We start from the raw sequence: 18,799 nt of genomic DNA on the forward strand, positions 1-18,799 counted from the left end.
TCCGGGCGGTGATGCGTGAAACTATTGTCTTGTGGCGACCGGTTGGTCCCGCCGAACTGCGCTTGATCGAGGAAAGCGGCATGCGCGCGTTTCCACCAAGGTTGCCCGAACAACCCATTTTTTATCCGGTGACGACCGAAGACTATGCCATCAAGATCGCCCGGGACTGGAACGTGCCTGCCAGCGGCGCAGGCTTCGTGACCCGCTTCGAGGTTCGCAGCGATTATCTCGCCAACCACCCCGTCCAGGACGCAGGAGGCCGCGCGCATCAGGAATATTGGATCCCCGCAGAGGATATGGACGCATTCAATGCTGCAATCGTCGGGGTAATCGAGGTTGTTCGTTCCTATCCCTGATCGCGTCCTGTTGCTGTGCTTCGTGGCGGCCGGACTCGCCGGATGCGATCCGGCGTGCAGCAACGACGAGATTGCTTCCTCGATGTCGCCCGATAGTCGGCATCGCGCTGTCCTGTTTCAGCGCGATTGTGGCGCGACCACCGGCTTTTCAACGCAGATTGCGGTACTGGCCGCAGGAGAGACGCTGCCGGGGCATGGCGCTGCCTTCATTGCCGACATTGGCGGAGGCGAGGTGGCGTCGAGCGCGTGGTGCGGACCATGGGCGGAGATGCGCTGGCAATCGCCCGATCGACTGGCGGTGCGCTATGCGCGCGGGGCGCGGATAATCGAACAACGCAGCGCCGTAGGGCGTGTCGGTATCAGCTACGCGATCGCCGAAGCGGGTCGCTGAGCCGTATCCGCCATTGTCGCCCAGGACAGGACTCAGCGTGGCTTCAGTGGGTGTCCCGTCCAAACTGATCTGTAGCCCGGAGCTTGTCGAAGGGCGCCTGTCGGCAAGGCGTGCTTCGACAGGCTCGGCACTACGGGTCAATCAAGTCTGAACAGACCGTAGACTGCGGACGTCACCGAGAGCGGCCCCGGATCATGTCCGGGGCGACGGACCGGTTCAGAAGGGCAGCCAGCGCTGGCGCTTGGAGAATTTCATGTAGCCGACATTGACGCCGACACGCGCGCCAACGCCGAGGCGGATCGGAATCAGCACGACATCGCCGCGGCGCATGTAGCTCGCGTTGAAGCCGCCGACCAGATAGGCCGCGCCTTCGCCCGCAGGATAGCGGCGGAACAGGTCTTCGGTATCGTGCAGATTGTAGACGAGAACGAAGGTGCTGGCGGTGTTGGCCCCGAAATCGAAGCCTGCCGAGGGGCCGGTCCAATAGGCGGGCATCTCGCCTTCGATGCGGTGGTGCAGCGTGCCCGAGCCGTAGCGCAGGCCGAAGATGAACGAACCGCCGAGCTCGCGCCCGACGATATAGCCATTGGGCTCACCCTGATCGCGCAGGATATCCTCGATGATGCGGGCAAGACCCTCTGCACCTCGGCCGAAAACGCCTTCGGCCGCACCAATGATGTCATCGCGCTGGTAGGTGCGCGGCGCGGCGTCGACGCGAATGTCCGGGTTGGTCGCCGCAGCGGCATCGGGCAGTGTGCCGGCGGGCGATGCTTCGGCAACGGCGCCTGCCTGCTCGTCGGTGGCAAGCCCTTCGGTGGTCCAGCCGCCGCCGGTGTCGGCCGCGGGCGGCGGCGGTGGAGCGGGGGCGTCGAGATCGGCATCGATCACCGTGTTGGGATCGACGCTGGTGACCTGTGCCTGCGCTGCCAGAGGTGCGTTTACGGCCAGCACGGCGAGCGCCGCCCATAGCCATGTCCTGATCATCCCGCTCATTGCCACCGCTCCCGCTCGGACCCAGGGCGAAGGAAAGCTCCGCCGAGCGCAGCATGAATCATCCACCTGTCTGCACAATGAATCGCGCGACGAGGCGAGTCCGATTCGCGGTGAGGCGAGTCGCACGCGCCCGTACAACCGCGCCTCGGGGCGGTCAGCGTGGCGGCAGCTGGCTCAGCGGATTGACCGGGCGCTGATTCTGGCGAAGCTCGAAGTGCAGTTGCGGCTCCTGCACCTGTCCGCTGTCGCCGACGGTGGCGATCACCGCGCCACGGCGGACGCGATCGCCCATCCGCACCGCGACGCGGTCCAGATGGCCATAGGCGCTCATCCAGCCATCGCCATGATCGACGAGGATGAGCCCGCCCAGCAGTGGCACTTCGGTTCCGGCATAGGCGATGGTGCCATCGCCGGCTGCGAGCACCGGCGTGCCGCGCGCGGCGGCGATTTTTATCCCGTCATTGATCCGGCCGCTGCCCGCCGGGCCGAAGCGTGCGAGCAGCCGGCCCTCGACCGGCCAGACGAAGCGGGTGCGCCCGGCGGCTGGCGGGGGCGCGGGGCGGGGGGTGATGGCGGCCGCGGTCGCAGCAGCCGGCGCGCTGCCGGTGACGATGTCGTCGATGTCGAGCGTGAAGGCGCGGGCGCGCTCCTCGGGCGTCGGCGGGCGCGACGGGGCGGCGCCTGCCGGCAGACGCAGCCGCTGGCCGAGGCGCAGCGCATAGGGCGGCTCGAGCCGGTTCTCGGCCACGATCGCCGACCAGTCGGTGCGATAGGCACGCGCGATGGCGATGCCGGTCTCGCCTGCCTGCACCTCATGGTAGCGGCCGCCGGGAATGACGAGCTGCTGGCCGGGGCGGATCACATAGGGCGGCACCAGCGCATTGGCGATGGCTATCGCCTCCGACCCCGCGCCGGTGCGGTTGCCGATGCCGCGCAGCGTGTCTCCGGCACGCACGGTATAGGTGCGCGCCGCCACTTCCTGCGCATTGGGGACGATGGCGGTAGCGGCGCTGGTCTGCGCGGGCGTGGGCAGCGGGCGCAGCTCGATACCGGCGAGCAGATCGTCCGGATTGCCGTCACTGACGGTGCGCGCGGGCGCGGGCGCGGGTGCCGGGGTGGCTGCGGGCGGCGGGTTCAGTGGCCGGCCGAACAGGTCGGTATCGGCAGCACGCGGCGCGGCGCAGGCGGACAGCGCCAGCGCGACGGCCAGCGCCATCCCGCAAAGCGCTGAGTCTGTAGACCTTTTCCCCGCCTGTCGTCCCATGGCATGGTTAATGCCGCAAGTCGGCGCGTCGCGCCAGTGCGGCGTGACAGCGAAATGACCGGCCTAGGGGCCCTGACCCTAGCCGGCGCTGAGCCTGGCGTAGCGGTCTGCCAGCCGGCCCAGCGAATGATAGTGGGTCAGGTCGACCTGCAGCGGCGTGACGCTGATATAGCCATCGCCGGTCGCCTCCAGATCGGTGTCGTTGCCCGGCGTATGTTCGATGCCGTGCAGGCCGAACCAGTAATAGGGGTAGCCGCGCGGATCGGTGCCCTTGACGATGCTGCCGCGCCCATAATCGTGGAACCCCTGCCGCACCACGCGCACACCCTTCACCTCTTCGGCAGCCAGTGCCGGGAAGTTGATGTTGATGAGCGTGCGTTCGGCAAATTCCATGTCGAGGAGCGGCGCCAGCACCCGCGCGCCCCACGCTTCGGCTGCGGCAAAGGGCACGGCATCGCCCATGCCCTCGCGGCTGTAGAGCTGGCTGAGTGCGACCGAGCGAATGCCGGCCAGCGCACCCTCCATCGCCGCCGAGACGGTGCCCGAATAGGTGACATCGTCGCCCAGATTTGCCCCGCGGTTGACCCCTGACAGGATCAGGTCGGGCGGGCCATCCATGATTACGCCCATCGCCATCATCACCGAATCGGTCGGCGTGCCGCTGACCGAGAAGCGGCGCGGACCATGCTCGCGCACGCGCACCGGGCGGGAGAGGGTAAGCGAATGGCCCGCGCCCGACTGCTCCTCCGCTGGCGCGCACACCCAGACATCGTCGGAGAGCTGCGCTGCAATGCTTTCGAGCACGGCGAGGCCGGGGGCGTGGTAGCCGTCGTCGTTGGTGAGGAGGATGCGCATGATGCTCGCCTTTGTATCGGTCCGTAAGCCCTGAGCTTGTCGAAGGGCGCTTTGCCAAGAGGATAGACGCCCTTCGACAAGCTCAGGGCTGCGGCGTTAAATCAGGGGGTCAGCCGCTCGATTCCGCCCATATAGGGCAGCAACGCGGTCGGCACGGTGACGCTGCCGTCGGCCTGCTGGTAATTTTCCAATACCGCCACCAGCGTGCGCCCGACCGCGAGGCCGGAGCCGTTGAGCGTGTGGACGAAGGTGGTGCCCTTCTCGCCCGCCGCCCGGTAGCGCGCATCCATCCGCCGCGCCTGGAAGTCGCCGCAGTTGGAGCAGGAGCTGATCTCGCGATAGGCGCCCTGGCCCGGCAGCCATACCTCCAGGTCGAAGGTCTTGCGCGCGGCGAAGCCCATGTCGCCGGCGCACAGCAGCATCCGGCGATAGGGCAACTCCAGAGCCTCCAGCACCGCTTCGGCAGCCAGCGTCATCCGCTCATGCTCGGCGTCCGACTGGTCGGGCGTGGCGATACTGACCAGCTCGACCTTGTTGAACTGGTGCTGGCGGATGTAGCCGCGCGTGTCGCGCCCGGCGGCGCCGGCTTCGGACCGGAAGCAAGGGGTCAGCGCGGTCAGGCGGATGGGCAGGTCGGCTTCGGCGAGGATCTGCTCGCGCACGGAGTTGGTCAGGCTCATTTCCGCGGTCGAGATCAGCCAGCGCCCGTCGGTGGTCTGGAACAGGTCCTCGCGGAACTTGGGCAACTGGGTGGTGCCGAACGCTGCATCGTCACGCACCAGCAGCGGGGTGACGCATTCGGTATAGTCCTGTTGCTGCGTCTGCATGTCGAGCATGAAGGCACCCAGCGCCCGCTCAAGCCGCGCCATCTGCCCGCGCAGGAAGGTAAAGCGCGCACCGGACATCTTCGCAGCCGTCTCAAAATCGAGGCCGAGCGCCGGGGCGAAATCGGCATGTTCGCGCGGGGTGAAGTCGAAGCTGCGCGGGGTGCCCCAGCGCTTCAGCTCGACATTGCCCGATTCGTCCTCGCCATCGGGCACATCGTCGGCGGGCAGGTTGGGGATGGCGGAGAGGGTATCGCGCAGCGCGTCGCCCAGGGCTGCGGCATCGGCCTCCAGCGCGGGCAGCCGGGTCTTGAGCTCGGCGACTTCGGCCATCAGCGCCGTCGCGGTGGCCTCATCCTTCTGTGCCTTGGCCGCGCCAATTGCCTTCGATGCCTCGTTGCGCCGCGCCTGGGCGGCCTGCGCCTCGGTGGTCAGCGCGCGGTAACGGCTGTCGTCGGCAAGGATGGCGTCAGCCATCGGCGCCAGCCCGCGGCGGGCAAGGCCGGCGTCGAAGGCGGCAGGGTTTTCGCGGATCAGGCGGATATCGTGCATGCCCGCGCGCTATCGGGCAGGGGCCGGAAAGGCAACCGGGAAGGCGTCGCAATGACGGGTGAGGGCCGCTCCCCCAAATGAAATGGGGGCGACCACCCCCCGATGGTCGCCCCCGTGCCAGGCCGCTAGGGCCGGATCGCAGCCGGTCAAGCGGCGCGATTATTCTCTTCTGCCTGATTATCGTTACGCTTGGCAAGCCTTCTGCGTGCAACCAGCGCTGCGGCGGCTGCACCGAACAGCAACACCATCGGCGGCGCCGGCACGTCGGTCGGCGGGCCGCCAGAGCTGCTGCTGCCGCCCGACGACGAACTGCTGCTCGACGAGGAGGAGCTGCTCGACGAGGACGACGAGGTCGTGCCGCTGCTGGTGCCACTGCTCGTCGAGCTGCCGCCCGACGACGACGAGGAGCTGCTGCTGCTCGACGACGAGCTGCTGCTCGATCCGCCGAAGCTCGACGATCCGCCGAAGCTCGACGACCCGCCCGACGAGGAACTGGACGAGGACGAGCTGGACGAGCTCGACGACGAGGAACTGCTCGACGAGGAGGAAGAAACGCCCGACGAGGTGCTGACACCGGAGGAGGTGCTGACACCGGAGGAGGTGCTGACCCCCGAGGAGGTGCTGACGCCGGACGAGGTGCTGACACCGGACGAGGTCGAAACGCCGCCGCTGGAGGTCGATACACCCGACGAGGTCGAGACGCCGCCGGTCGACGTCGACACGCCCGAGGAGGTGGAAACGCCGCCCGTAGAGCTGCTCACGCCGCCGGTCGAGGTGCTGACGCCCGAAGAGGTCGAGACGCCGCCGGTCGATGTCGAGACTCCGCCGGTCGACGTCGAGACTCCACCGGTCGAGCTGGAAACGCCGCCGGTCGAGGTGCTGACGCCGCCCGAGGTCGACGAGGATGTCGAGGACACGCCGCCCGACGTGGAGGACACGCCCCCCGTCGAGGTGGAGCTGCTGCCGCCGGTCGACGAGAAGCCGCCGGTCGAGGTCGAGCTGCCGCCGGAGGTCGAGGACACGCCACCGGTCGAGGTCGAGCTGCCGCCCGAACCACCGCTCGAGGTGGAGGTGCTGCCGCCGGTGGATGTCGACGAAATGACGATGCTGCCGCTCGATCCGCCGCCGCTGCTGCCGCCGAAGAAGCCGCCGAAGAAGCCGCCGCCGAAACCGCCGCCAAAGCCGCCGCTGCCGCCGATCACGATCGGGTAGCCGCCACCGCCGCCGCCGCCTTCGAACCCGCCCTGGACCGGACGGGCGAACGGCTGCTGCTGGGTGATAATGGTCGGCTGGCCGGGGATGATGGTGCGGCGGGTGACCACGCGCCGGACGCGCTGCACGGCGCGGGCGCGGGTGACGCGATGCGCACGCTGACGGTGCACGACGCGGCTGCGCATCTTGGGTACGCTGCGCACCTGTTGCACTTCATGCGACCGCGAGGGAGCTTGCGAGACCTGCACGGCACCGCCGCCGATCAGCGCGCCGCCGCAGGTGCAGGCGCAGAGTTTCGCCAAGGCCATCCGTACCGACATACATTCTTCCTGTCTTCACGCGGACCCGCCCGATCCGCCCGGTGTATCTGCACGGCGATGCGGCGACAGCCGACCGACGAACAAAGCCTGCCGGATGCAAACTGCTCCGGTCAGCGTCACATGTCGCCAATCGCGACATGGATGCAATGGCTTTAACCATGCCTTGGCTTACCAAAAGGCTTTTGCGGCAGCGATTTGCCGCATTTGCCGGTTTCTGTCCCGAATCAGAACGTAATCGGCGCCGTGCCGCTTTTTCGAAAGACCGCTTTCAACTGCTTGCGGGCCGGTTCCGCTCTGCTATAGGCGCGCCTCAACCGACCGGCCTTCTGTCTGACTGCCCGCGACGGCTGTTGAGCGAAGGACTGAGCGGTACCGCACTCCGGGAGCGAATCGCGCATGCCGTCGACTGTTAGCACCGAAGCCGCCACGCCACGCAGGGCCGCCATCGACGGTCCGTCACCGGTTTCGGCGCAGGGGCCGGACGGGTATCTTCCGAGCGAAGACGAAGAGTTCATGAACCCCCGGCAGCAGGCCTTCTTTCGCCGCCTGCTGGTCGAATGGAAGCGCAGCATCGTCGCCGAATCGGAAACGACGCTGGCGAGCCTGCAGGACGGGCCGATCCGTGAGCCCGACCTGACCGATCGCGCGTCGAGCGAGACCGACTGGGCCATCGAACTGCGCACCCGCGATCGTCAGCGCAAGCTCATTTCCAAGATCGATGCCGCGCTGCGCCGTCTGGATGAGGGCGAATATGGTTTTTGCGAAGTCACCGGCGAGCCGATCTCGCTGGGCCGGCTGATCGCCCGTCCAATCGCCACCATGACCCTGGAGGCGCAGGAACGGCACGAGCGCAACGAGCGGGTGTCGCGCGACGACTGAACATCCGCGCTTTGGCCTCCCGCGCCCGGCGTTTAACCTTCTCCTAAATACCCACCGCTATCGTCCGCCGAGTCAGGCGTCCCGCCGCATGTTCGCGGCTGGGGCACCACGGGCTTGCGACAGGACAGGACGGTAGCGGCAATGAAGATGGATTGGCCGAGCATCGATCGCGATGTGGATGCAGTGGCGCTGCGTGGCAACAGGCGCGACAGCATGTTCCTCAAGGCCAGCCTCTACTGTCCGCGTACCGATCACCGCTTCGACATCGTCGTCCGCAACGTCTCTGCAGGCGGTCTGCTCGCCGATACCCCCCAGGAACTGCCGGTCGGGGAAGAAGTGCGCGTGGCGCTGCGCAAGGTGGGCGAGGTCCCCGGGCGCGTGGTGTGGAGCCAGCCCGCCCGATTCGGCATCGCCTTCGAAGTCGCGATCGACCCGCAGGCCGTGCGCCAGCCGGTCAAGGCACCCAAGCCGCGGGTCGCGCAGCATGCCGCCCCGATCGGCACCGTGCCGAGAGGCCGGCGCTCGCCGATCGTGCGTATCTGACATCGTCCGGACTGTCGCGAGCCGGCCGCGCCGGTGCGCCTGTTGAAGTGCGCCGTATCGATGGACGCTCCATCGACAAGCGGGCAGGCTATGCTCTCAATTCAGTCAGGCTGGCACCGCCACCGCGCGCGGCGCTAGCTTGCGTTGAGTTCGTCCTTGATCTTGAGCTTGGCCTTCTTGAGCGCGGCAATTTCGGCAAGATCGGGCAAGGGGCGCTGCGATTCGCGTTCCAGCTTGGCATCGAGCGCCGCGTGGCGGGCATACAGTGCCGAAACATGCGAGGAACGGGCGGAAGCAGCGGTCTCACTCATGACGCGATCTCCTTTTCGCAAGGCGGGTCATTGCGACTCGGCAGCGACCCGGTTGACAAGTGCAACACAGGAAAAGTGCGAAGTCTTCTAAAAGTTGCGGTTATCACGCCGAACGCTGTTCCTGCCGAGCCAGGATGAAGCGCCGCGATGCGCTTGCGCTGGCCGGGCAATGCGATAGCATCGCGGCGATGACCCGGGACGAAATGACGCGCAGGCTGGAATTCCTGAAGATCGAGCATCGCGATCTCGACAGTGCGATTGCCGCTTTGACCCAGCTTCCGGTGCCCGACATGCTGGCCATCGCCCGGCTGAAGAAGCGCAAGCTGCGGCTGCGCGACGAGATCGCCTGGATCGAGGACCGGCTCATTCCGGACATTATCGCATAATTGCTTTCCTGAATCGATTTGGGACAGATTAACCCTGCTTGCATGTGGCCGGGTGGAGGAGCGGGGTCTATGCCGTCCGCGCGCTGGGTGACGAGGGCGGGTCCACCGGCAGGCAGGTGGAACACGGATGCAGGACCAGACCGAACAGCGCCGGATCGGCTTGGCGCCAGACCTCATCGATTCGATCTATACCGAAGCGTTGCTGCTTGCGGACGAGGCGCGCGGCTGGTTCGACCGTCATCGTGCCGGAGAGGGGGCGGGCGCGCAGGATGACGATCCGCTGACCGACTGGGCAGCACGGCACGATCCGACGCTGCGCATCGCGCTGTCCTGCGAATCGCTGCGGCTGACCACGCGGCTGATGCATGTCATTGCCTGGCTGCTGCACCAGCGCGCCATCGCCTGCGGGGAGATTAGCGGCAGCGCCGCCGATCCGGCCGGTCGTCTGGGCCCGTCGCCCGAATGCGACCTTGCTAATCTGGATCAACTGCCGGTCGCGGTGCGCCATCTGGTGCAGGCCAGCCTAGCACTTTACGAGCGGGTCGCGGCGCTGGAAGCCGTGCAGGTCGAGCAGCCGGCCGGCGGTCAGGTGCCGGTCCATGCGATGATCGAACGGCTGCGCGCCGCCGTCTGAGCGATTGTTTCGCGACTGCTGCTTGTTTATCGCCCGGTTTTGCGGAAAGGCGAGGCTGCGGCCCGGGACGGGCGTGGAAGAAGTGTGGCGGTTTGCGAATTCGTCCGGCCTTGTGGACAATCCTCGGCAGCGTAGCGGCTATCGGTCTTGCCGGGCCGCTGGCCGCGCAACCGGCGACCGATCCCGAACTGGAGGCGCTGGACACTCTGCCGCCGCTCGCCCCGATCGACGAAAACCTGCCCGACACGCCGGCGCCGATCGACGAGACACCGGGCGACGATGCTGTCGATGACTGGGGCGTTGCCTGGCCCGACCTAGGCACCCCGCTGCCGCCGCTCGACGCCCTGCCGCCGGTAGAGGTCGTCGCCGGAGACGAGGATGTCCCGGCCACCGAGCCCGCGCCCGAGCTTGCCAGCGAGGGCGAAGACAGCGGCCCTGCGATGCCCGAACGGGTGCGCATCGCCAACGGCCAGACCGACTATCGGGTCGAGCTCGCCGGGGTCGAGAGCATCGCCGACGACCGCTTCAATGCCCGCTTCGATGCCTTGTCCGAGCTGCGCCAGAATGACGGGGAGCCGGCCAACCGCGCCCAGATCGGCGCACGCCTGCGCGCCGACATCGACCTGCTCGACCAGCTCGTGCGCGGCACCGGCCATTATGACGCAACGGTGACCTCCGCCTTCGAACGCGACGGGGAGCGGTTGCTGGTGCGCCTCTCGGTCGATCCGGGGCCGGTCTACGCCTATGACGCGATCCGCCTGACCGGGCTCGACGGACTGGGCAGCGGCGAAGCCGACCGGCTGCGCGCCGCGTTCGCCGCGCCCGAAACCTCGCTGCCGGGCAGTCCGCTGCGCCCGCTGACCGTCGGCGATCCGGTGGTGGCCGACACGCTGGTCGCCGCGCAGGTCAATCTCACGACCGAGATGCGCGAGACCGGCTACCCGTTCGGCGCGGTCGGCGAGGAACTGGTGACCATCGATCACGACCGGCGCTCGGGCACGCTCGAACAGCCGGTGGCGCCTGGTGACCGGTTGCGCTTCGGCGCGATCATCGCCGACGATGGCGGGATGCTGGGCGCGCGGCACATCGGCCGCATCGCCCGCTTCCGCCCCGGCCAATGGTATCGCGCATCGGATACCGAGGATCTGCGTCGCGCGCTGATTGCCACCGGGCTGGTCGGTTCGGTCGATATCGCGCCGCGTGCCAATGCCGATGGCGAGACGGTCGATGTCGCCGTGGCCGTCACCCCCGCGCCCCCGCGCACCATCTCCGGCCAGCTCGGCTTTTCGAGCGGGCAGGGCATTCGTGCCGAAGTGGCGTGGGAGCATCGCAACCTGTTCCCGCCCGAAGGCGCGCTGATCCTGCGCGGCATCGCGGGCACGCGCGAGCAGCTGGGCAGCGTCACCTATCGCCGCAACAACTGGCTGGCGCGCGACCGGGTGCTGACCGCGCAGGCGCTGGCCAGCAACACCGATACCGACGCGTTCGAGGCGCGCACCATCACCCTCAACGCGCGCGTCGAGCGGGCCAGCACGCTGATCTACCAGAAGGTCTGGTCATGGGCGGTCGGTGCGGAGATCATCGGCACGGACGAGCTCGCCTTCGTGCCCGCGCGCAATGCCGATGTGCGCGAACGCTATCTGATCGGCGGCGTGTTCGGGCTATTGTCCTACGACCGGTCGAACGACTTGCTCGATCCGGTGCGCGGCTTCCGCCTGACCGCGCGCATCGCGCCGGAGGTGTCGTTCAATGGCGGCACCATGCCCTATGTCCGCGGTCAGTTCGACGCGACCGGTTATCTGCCGCTCTCGCCGCGCATCGTGCTGGCCGGGCTGGCGCGGATCGGTGCGATTGTCGGCGCCGAGCGCGACGATATCGCGCCGTCCCGCCGCTTCTACGCCGGCGGCGGCGGATCGGTGCGCGGCTATGGCTATCAGCGTATCGGCCCGCGGTCGGTGGACAATGATCCGCTGGGCGGCACCGGCCTGTTCGAGCTGGCGGCCGAAGCGCGCATCAAGGCGTTCGGCGCGTTCAGCGTGGTGCCCTTCGTCGATGCGGGCAATGTCTATCCCACCAGCTTCCCCGACCTCACCGATTTCAGCAACCTCAGGATCGGTGCCGGGGTTGGCATTCGCTATGCCACCAACTTCGGCCCGCTGCGCGTCGATGTCGGCACCCCGCTCAACCCGCGCCCGGGGGACAGCCGCATCGCCGTCTATGTCAGCCTGGGGCAGGCCTTCTGATGGCGTCCGGCAACGCGGCCGATCCCCCGGCGCCGGCCCGCCGCTTTCCCCGCCCGCTGCGCTGGCTCGCCACGCTGCTGCTCGCGCTGGTGGCGCTGGCCGCGATCGGCGCGCTGGTCCTCGACAGTCCGGCGGGGCGGCGCTTCATCATCGACCGGGTCGAGCGGCTGGCCCCCGAAAGCGGGCTGCGCATCCGCATCGGGCGGATCGACGGGTCGATCTATGGCGCTGCGGTGGTGCGCGACTTGCGGCTGCTCGATACCAAGGGCGAGTTCCTGCGCGTGCCCGAGGCGCGGCTCGACTGGCGGCCATTCGATTTCCTGCTCGCCAATGAGCTCGACATCCGCTCGCTCACCGTGCCGCGCGCACGGCTGGCGCGGCTGCCCGAGCTGGTGCCCTCGGCCGAGGATCAGCCGATCCTGCCCGATTTCGATATCCACGTCGGCCGGCTCGATGTCGCGCGGTTGCAGCTCGGCGCGGCGATCGCCGGGCGGCCGCATGTCGCGCGGCTGGCGGGGCGGGCCGATATCCGCAGCGGCATGGCCGATGTCGATCTCGACGCGCGCCTGCTCGATGGCGACGACCGCCTCGTGCTCGACATGCGCATCGCCCCCGATGCCGGGGATTTCGACATCGATGCGGATGTCGTCGCGCCGACCGGGGGCGTGCTGGCGACGATGGCCGGGCTCGACCGGGGTCTGACTGGCAAAATACGCGGGCAGGGCGACTGGGATCGCTGGAGCGGATCGCTGCTGGCCGACAGCGCCGGTCCGAGCGGCACGGCGGCGCTGGCGCGGTTGCGGTTGGGCGCGCGCGACGGTCGTTACACGGCAACCGGGCGGGTCGCCCCGGCGCTGGTGCTGTCGAACGGCCTGGTCGACCGGCTGAGCGAGGGCGGGCTCGCGGTCGATATCGACGGCACATTTGCCCAGCGCCGCTGGGAAGGGCGGATTGCCCTGGTCGGCGCGGCGCTGCAGCTCGACAGCGAAGGCGGCATCGATCTTGCCGCCAACCGCTTCAATGCGCTGCGCGCCGATCTGTGGCTGCGGCGGCCGGGTCTGCTGCTTGACGATATGGATGGGCAGAATGCGCGGGTGGCGTTGCGGCTCGACGGGGCCTTTGCCGGGCCGCGCTTCGACTATCGCGCCACCGCGCCCTGGCTGGCGTTCGGCACCACCCGGCTGGAGGGCATAGAGGCGCGGGGCAGCGGTGTCGCCGGGCGCGAAATTGCGCAGATTCCGCTCGCGCTCTCGGTCGATCGCGTGCGCGGGCTCGGTGCGCTGGCGGAGGGTATCGTGCGCAACCTGCGCGCCGAAGGCGTGCTGCAACTGCGCGACAATGTGTTGACGTCGGACCTCATCCGGTTGCGCTCGGCCGGGCTCAACGGGCGGCTGGCGGTGCTCGCCAATTTCACCACCGGCGATTATCTGGTCGGCTTCGACGGGGCGCTGCCGGGGCTGGAAATCGCCGGGCTGGGCCGGGTCGACCTGCTCGCCGATCTCGAGGTGCGGCGCCGTCCGGGCGGGGCGCTCGGCATCGGCGGCACCGCGCGCGCGACGGTGCGGCGGCTCGACAACACTTTCCTGCGCACGCTGACCGGCGGCCTGCCGGTGGTGTCGAGCGCGCTCTCAGTCAATCCCGACGGGTCGATCCGCTTTACCGACCTGCGCGTGGCATCGCCCCTGCTGACCCTGAGCGGCGAAGGCGTGCGGCGCGCCGACGGCACCTTCCAGTTGAGCGGGCGGGGCACGCACCGCAGCTATGGGCCGGTCATCGTCACGCTCGACGGGCCGATCAACCGGCCGCTGGTCAATCTGCGGCTGGCCTCTCCGGTGCCGGCGGCGGGCCTATCCGACGTGCTGCTGCGCCTGGTGCCCGACGCCAACGGCTTCCAGTTCGAGGCGAGCGGCGGTTCGACGCTGGGGCCGTTCACTGCCAGCGGTGCGATCCTGCTGCCGCGTGGCGGATCGGCGATCGTCGATATCCGCCGGCTCGCGGTCGGCGGTACGGTCGCCAGCGGGCGGCTGGCGGTGGTCACCGGCGGGCTGGCTGGCAGCCTGCGGATCGCGGGCGGCGGGGTGAATGGCAGCGTGGTGCTGTCGGTCACGCAAGGGGTGCAGCGGATCGTCGCCGATCTGACCGCGCGCGACGCCCGCTTTGCCGGTCCCCCGCCGATCACGCTGCGGCGCGCGCAGTTGCAGGCGACCATATTGCTCGACCCGCGCGGAACCGACATCGATGCGACCATCGAGGGGGCCGGGCTGCAGCGGGGCGGCCTCAGCCTCGCCCGCTTTGCCGGCAATGCGCGCATCGTCGGCGGGCGCGGGACGGTGCGCTCCAGCGTGGGCGGCTACCGGGGCCGCGCCTTCACCTTCTCGACCGTCATCGGCGTGACGCCGGACCGCTACCGGGTCAGCGGCAGCGGCACGCTGGGGCGGCGCAGGATCAGCCTGTCGCGCCCGGCGGTGGTGCGGCGGACAGCCGACGGCTGGGCGCTCGACGCCGCCGAACTCAGCGTCGGGCGCGGGCGTCTGCGCCTGTCGGGCACGCTCGACGACGCGCTGCTCTCGGTCGACGCCGCGCTCGAGAACATGCCGCTGGCGCTGCTGGAGATCGCCAATCCGGACCTGCTGTTCGGCGGCACCGCGAGCGGTCGGCTGAGCTGGCGCGATGGCGCCGGTCCGCCGACCGGCACCGCCGAATTGCGGCTGCGCAACTTCACCCGCACCGGCCTGACCGGGACCGGCGCGCCGCTCGACATCGGTGTCAACGCCGCGCTGACCGCGGACAGCGCCGCGATGCGCGCGGTTGTCGCGCAGAATGGCGGCACCATCGGGCGCATCCAGGCGCGCATGGCGCCGCTGGGTGGCGGCAGCGATCTGGTCGCGCGGCTGACCAATGCGCCGCTGACCGCCCGACTGACCTATGATGGCGAGATCGGGCCGCTGTGGCAGCTCGCCCGCATCGACGCCTTCGCGCTGTCGGGCCCGGTCGCGGTCGATGCGCAGGCGCGGGGCACGCTCGCCAATCCGCAGATCCGCGGGACGCTGAGGGCGCATGGTGCGCGTTTCGAAAGCTTCAACACGGGCACGGTGGTGACCGACGTCAGCGCCATCGGCCGCTTCGATGGATCGCGCCTGCAATTGCGCAACGTCACCGGCGTCACGTCCGGCGGGGGCACGGTGACGGGCGAGGGTGATTTCGACCTCGCGGCCGCCAATGGCTTCGGCATGGACCTGCGTCTGCGCGCGACCAATGCCTTGCTGATCGAGCGCGACGACCTCAGCGCGCGTGTCACCGGGCCGGTGCGGCTGCTCAGCGACGGCAATGGCGGGACGATCAGCGGCAATCTGGTGCTCAACTCCGGACGCTTCCGGCTCGGCCGGGCAACCGCGGCAGAAGCGCTGCCGGTGATCAACGTCGTCGAGGTCAACCTGCCCGCCGACCGCGCACCGCGCCGCGTCGTGACGAGCGCGCCGTGGCAGCTCAATGTCGCGGTGCGCGGGCGCAACGGCTTCATCGTCACCGGGCTGGGCCTGGAAAGCGAATGGCGCACCGACGTGCGGGTGCGCGGCCCGGTCAATGATTTCAGCATCGTCGGCACCGCCAATCTGGTGCGCGGCGACTATAACTTCGCCGGCCGGCGCTTCGAGCTGCGCGAAGGCGCGATCCGCTTCACCGGCGATGCCGCCGATCCGGTGCTCGACATCGAGGCGGTCGACGACATTTCGGGCATCGATGCCACCATCCGCATCGGCGGCACCGGCAGCCGGCCCGAAATCAGTTTCTCGTCGGTGCCGGCGCTGCCCGAGGACGAGCTGCTGTCGCGCATCCTGTTCGGATCGTCGGTCACCGACATTTCGGTGACCGAGGCCGCGCAATTGGGCATCGCGCTGGCGAGCTTGCGGAGCGGGGGCGACGGGATCGATCCGATTAACGCCATTCGCCGCGCCACCGGCCTCGACCGCCTGCGCATCCTGCCCGCCAACAGCGAAATCGGCGCCGGCACCAGCATCGCCGCGGGCAAATATCTGACGCGGCGGGTGTATGTGGAAGTGATCACCGACGGTCAGGGCTACAGCGCCACCCGCGTCGAATATCAGGTCACCCGCTGGCTATCGGTGCTGGCCGCGATATCGACATTGAACGACGAGAGCATCAACCTGCGCGTCGAGCATGACTATTGAGGATGGACCGGGGTCGGGCGCTGACAGGTGAAGGACAGTCTCCCGCTACGATCGCGCCATCATCCGCGACGATGGTGTGGGGATTGTCCCCATGGTTTCGTGAGGAGGTATTGCCAGAATAATGGGCCGCAGCCCTAAGCTGGGGCCTGTCACAGCATCAGCGTGTTGACGCCCTCGACCACGGTCGAACGCAAAACCTGCCCTGCAACACCGTCCCTCGTTACCGCTGCGAGCTTGCCCGCCTCGCCCTTCGCCGTGCGCGCTAGCACGCGCGCGCCGTCGGCGGTGCGCAGGAAGGCATAGCCGCGGGCCGGTTCGCCCTTGGTGTAGGTGACGGTGAAGCTCTCGAGGGTGCCGGTTGCCTCCTCGCTGAGCAGCGGCGGGTGCGGCTGGGCGTCGCAGGCGGCCTGGATATCGGCATTGCTCTGCGGCTGCCATCCGGGCTGCGGCACGCTCGAATAGACCCCCGCCGCCTCCTTGCTGAGGAAGCCGCCGTTGGCGAGCACCAGCCCCTTCGCTCCCGGCGCGGCGCGGCACGCGTCGACCATCGCGGCAATGGCGTGCATCGAATAATTGTTGCCCGCACCGCCGAAGAAGGGGAGCCCGCCGGTCAGCGTCAACCGTGCCGGATCGGCCAGCGGGTCGATGCCCAGCGCTTCGGTTGCCAGCAGGACGGCGACGGGGAAGCAGCTATACAGGTCCATCAGAATTTCACTGTCTGGCCTTCCCCTAGCGTGAACGCTGGCGGCGATGTCCGCCGCAGTGATCCCGCTCGCCTCCAGCGTCTGCTTCAACACCAGCTCGGTGGCGAGGCTGCGCGACAGATCGGGGCGCTCGCTCGGGGTGCGGTCCTTGGCATGGGCGTGACCATGCAGATACACCCGCCGCTCCGCTGCGATGCCGAGCCGGTCGGCCTCGCCCACGCTGGTCAGGATCACCGCCGCGCCCTGGTTGACCGCATCCTGGGCGACATCCCATTTGAGATAGGGATCGGCGACAGGGTAGTTTTCCGCGCTCGGGGTCGACAGGAAACCGGCGCTGCGCTCCTGCGGGAACTGCGCGAAAGGATAGCGCGCCGCAACCGACGCGAAGCCGGACCATAGCGCCGACATCAGCGCGCGATGCCCCGCCCGGCCATGCCCCAGCCGCGCCGCCAGCGCATTTTCGAATGCCGGATAGGTCTGCGTCGGCGCGCCGAGTCCGTTGGCGATCTCGTAACGCGAGAGCAGCGGCGCGCCGAGGCCGAGGTCGTCGCATTCCCCCGGCGCCGAATGGCTCCAGTCGAGCGCCACGCCAGCCTTCAGCGCCGCCTTCATCGCCGCGGTCGCCTCGCAGCCGGCCAGCAGGATGGCGCGGCATTCGCCTGCGAAAATCGCGGCTGCGCTCTGGTTGACCAGCGTCTGCGGCTGGTCGCCCCCGACCTGGCTGTAGATGGCGTCGCGCGGCGAGAGGCCGATATCGGCAGCGAGTGTGCCCGGCGGGTTGGCGCAGCGACCGAACGGCTGCGGCGCGCCCGGCACGCTGTCGAGCATGGTGCGCAGCGCGACCACCCGGTCTATCGATGCTGCCAGCGCCTGCGCCACGCCACTGTCCGCCAACGCCCGCCGCGCCGCCTCGGCGCGCAGCGATTGCGGAGAGGGCGCGGCTTCGTCCGATCCGGGCCGCCAATGCGAGACGATCTGGCCGACGCCGACGAGGACGGGGGTGTTGGGGGCGATGCTCATGAGTCTCTCCGCTCGACGGGCTATTGATTGTCCCTGCCGCCACTGTCGCGCAGCACCAGCCGGACGGGGACCAGCGTCGGTTCCACCGCATCGGCGGTGCGGCCGGCGAGCAGGCGGGTGACCAGCAGGCGGCCGGCCGCGGGCAGATCCTGTTCGACGGTGGTCAGCGCGGGGCGGCAGTAGCGGGCAGGGTCGCTGTTATCGAAGCCGATCACGGCGACATCGTCCGGCACGCGCTTGCCGGCCTCGGCCAGCGCGGCGAGCGCGCCGATGGCGATCAGATCGTTGGCAGCAAAGATGGCGTCGCATGGCGTGCCGCCGGCGATCAGCGCGCGCGTCGCGGCCTCGCCCTGGGTCTCGCGTGACGCTGGCGCCGAGACCTCTCCTGGCGCGCCCGCGAGGGGCAGGTTCGGCACGGGTGCGCCGCCATCCTTTGCCCATTGCCCGGCGAACCCGGCATAGCGTTCGCGGAATTGCGCGGGTGATCCTGCCTCGCCGCCGATGAAGACGGGATGCCGCCGCCCGCACGCCCGGAAATGCTGCGCGACCAGCGCACCGCCGGCGCGATTGTCGGCGGTGACCAGCGCGTCGTGCGGGCCGTCGCCGCTGTCGAGATCGAAGCTCCAGCTCACCATGGCGACACCATCGGCCTTGAGCTGGCGGAAATAGGACCAGGCGGCCTGCTGCTCGCTGCTGCCGATGACGATGACGCCGTCGGCGAGCCCGGCATCCTCATAATGGCCGAACAATTCGCCCTCGTCCGACTGGAAGCTGACGATCAGCTCATGCCCCGCTTCCGATGCGGCGGTGGCGATGTGGCCGAGCAGCGCGAGGTGGAAGGGGCTGACATCGACCCGCCCGCGCGTGTGGCGGGCCAGCACCACCAGCGCGATGGCGTTGGTGCGCTGGGTGCGCAGCCGCGATGCGTTGCGGTTGACCCGGTAGCCGATGCTGCGCGCCGCCTCGCGGATGCGGTCGCGCGTCTCCTGCTTGATCGATCGGTCGCCGCGCAGCGCCTTGGACACCGTCGGCTGCGACACGCCGACCAGTTCGGCGATGTCATGGCTGGTCGGCTTGCGCGGCAGGGGGCGGGTGGGCGGCGGGCTGGTCACGGCGTCGTCGTGG

The 18,799-nt window shown here is 69.0% G+C and carries 16 protein-coding genes; 9 read left to right on the top strand and 7 right to left on the bottom strand.

The window, feature by feature from the left end:
• Positions 1-8: 8 nt before the first annotated feature.
• Both AC0QC4_RS13290 and AC0QC4_RS13295 read left to right on the top strand, forming a co-directional pair.
• Entirely contained in the window at positions 9-356 is a 348-nt protein-coding gene (locus AC0QC4_RS13290) for a hypothetical protein (protein WP_483660397.1), read from the top strand.
• A gap of 82 nt (positions 357-438) precedes the next feature.
• Positions 439-747 carry a hypothetical protein gene (locus AC0QC4_RS13295; protein ID WP_483660398.1) on the top strand — a complete coding sequence of 103 codons (309 nt, stop codon included), beginning with the start codon at positions 439-441 and terminating at the stop codon, positions 745-747.
• 216 nt (positions 748-963) lie between these two features.
• Here AC0QC4_RS13295 and AC0QC4_RS13300 read toward each other — a convergent pair whose 3' ends face one another.
• The 4 genes from AC0QC4_RS13300 to serS all read right to left on the bottom strand — a co-directional run bounded on the left by AC0QC4_RS13300 (position 964) and on the right by serS (position 5,235).
• Positions 964-1,731: a DUF1134 domain-containing protein gene (locus AC0QC4_RS13300; RefSeq protein WP_483660463.1), complete on the bottom strand. Its 768-nt coding sequence runs from the start codon at positions 1,729-1,731 to the stop codon at positions 964-966.
• A gap of 163 nt (positions 1,732-1,894) precedes the next feature.
• A complete protein-coding gene (locus tag AC0QC4_RS13305; RefSeq protein WP_483660399.1) occupies positions 1,895-2,956 on the bottom strand; it encodes a peptidoglycan DD-metalloendopeptidase family protein in 1,062 nt (353 codons plus the stop codon).
• A 126-nt stretch (positions 2,957-3,082) separates the two neighbouring features.
• Entirely contained in the window at positions 3,083-3,859 is a 777-nt protein-coding gene (gene surE, locus AC0QC4_RS13310) for a 5'/3'-nucleotidase SurE (RefSeq protein WP_483660400.1), read from the bottom strand.
• A gap of 101 nt (positions 3,860-3,960) precedes the next feature.
• A complete protein-coding gene (gene serS / locus AC0QC4_RS13315) occupies positions 3,961-5,235 on the bottom strand; it encodes a serine--tRNA ligase (protein ID WP_483660401.1) in 1,275 nt (424 codons plus the stop codon).
• Between the two features lie 189 nt (positions 5,236-5,424).
• Between serS and AC0QC4_RS13320 the strand changes: the two genes are divergently transcribed.
• The 3 genes from AC0QC4_RS13320 (at position 5,425) to AC0QC4_RS13330 (ending at position 8,189) form a co-directional block, all read left to right on the top strand.
• A complete protein-coding gene (locus tag AC0QC4_RS13320) occupies positions 5,425-6,447 on the top strand; it encodes a hypothetical protein (RefSeq protein ID WP_483660402.1) in 1,023 nt (340 codons plus the stop codon).
• 716 nt (positions 6,448-7,163) lie between these two features.
• A complete protein-coding gene (dksA, locus tag AC0QC4_RS13325; protein WP_483660403.1) occupies positions 7,164-7,646 on the top strand; it encodes an RNA polymerase-binding protein DksA in 483 nt (160 codons plus the stop codon).
• Positions 7,647-7,793: 147 nt separating this feature from the next.
• Positions 7,794-8,189 (top strand): PilZ domain-containing protein, encoded by a 396-nt coding sequence (locus tag AC0QC4_RS13330; RefSeq protein ID WP_483660404.1) that lies wholly within the window; start codon positions 7,794-7,796, stop codon positions 8,187-8,189.
• Positions 8,190-8,323: 134 nt separating this feature from the next.
• On the opposite strand, the gene AC0QC4_RS13335 is transcribed toward AC0QC4_RS13330, so the two are convergent.
• The gene (locus AC0QC4_RS13335) at positions 8,324-8,500 is read right to left on the bottom strand and encodes a DUF465 domain-containing protein (RefSeq protein ID WP_483660405.1); all 177 of its coding nucleotides are present in this window, start codon (positions 8,498-8,500) and stop codon (positions 8,324-8,326) included.
• 188 nt (positions 8,501-8,688) lie between these two features.
• Between AC0QC4_RS13335 and AC0QC4_RS13340 the strand changes: the two genes are divergently transcribed.
• The 4 genes from AC0QC4_RS13340 (at position 8,689) to AC0QC4_RS13355 (ending at position 15,950) form a co-directional block, all read left to right on the top strand.
• Positions 8,689-8,886, top strand: a complete 198-nt coding sequence (locus AC0QC4_RS13340; RefSeq protein ID WP_483660406.1) for a YdcH family protein — start codon at positions 8,689-8,691, stop codon at positions 8,884-8,886.
• Between the two features lie 127 nt (positions 8,887-9,013).
• Positions 9,014-9,520, top strand: coding sequence for a DUF1465 family protein (locus tag AC0QC4_RS13345; protein ID WP_483660407.1), 507 nt, complete (start codon positions 9,014-9,016; stop codon positions 9,518-9,520).
• A gap of 110 nt (positions 9,521-9,630) precedes the next feature.
• Complete coding sequence (locus AC0QC4_RS13350; RefSeq protein ID WP_483660408.1) at positions 9,631-11,763, top strand: autotransporter assembly complex protein TamA; 2,133 nt, start codon at positions 9,631-9,633, stop codon at positions 11,761-11,763.
• Positions 11,763-15,950 carry a translocation/assembly module TamB domain-containing protein gene (locus AC0QC4_RS13355; RefSeq protein ID WP_483660409.1) on the top strand — a complete coding sequence of 1,396 codons (4,188 nt, stop codon included), beginning with the start codon at positions 11,763-11,765 and terminating at the stop codon, positions 15,948-15,950. The genes AC0QC4_RS13350 and AC0QC4_RS13355 overlap by 1 nt, the downstream gene beginning before the upstream one ends.
• Positions 15,951-16,099: 149 nt before the next feature.
• Here AC0QC4_RS13355 and AC0QC4_RS13360 read toward each other — a convergent pair whose 3' ends face one another.
• Positions 16,100-17,674: a hypothetical protein gene (locus AC0QC4_RS13360; protein ID WP_483660410.1), complete on the bottom strand. Its 1,575-nt coding sequence runs from the start codon at positions 17,672-17,674 to the stop codon at positions 16,100-16,102.
• A gap of 20 nt (positions 17,675-17,694) precedes the next feature.
• A complete protein-coding gene (locus AC0QC4_RS13365; RefSeq protein WP_483660411.1) occupies positions 17,695-18,786 on the bottom strand; it encodes a LacI family DNA-binding transcriptional regulator in 1,092 nt (363 codons plus the stop codon).
• Positions 18,787-18,799 lie beyond the last annotated feature (13 nt).

This window comes from Sphingomonas sp. jy18 (assembly GCF_056931895.1).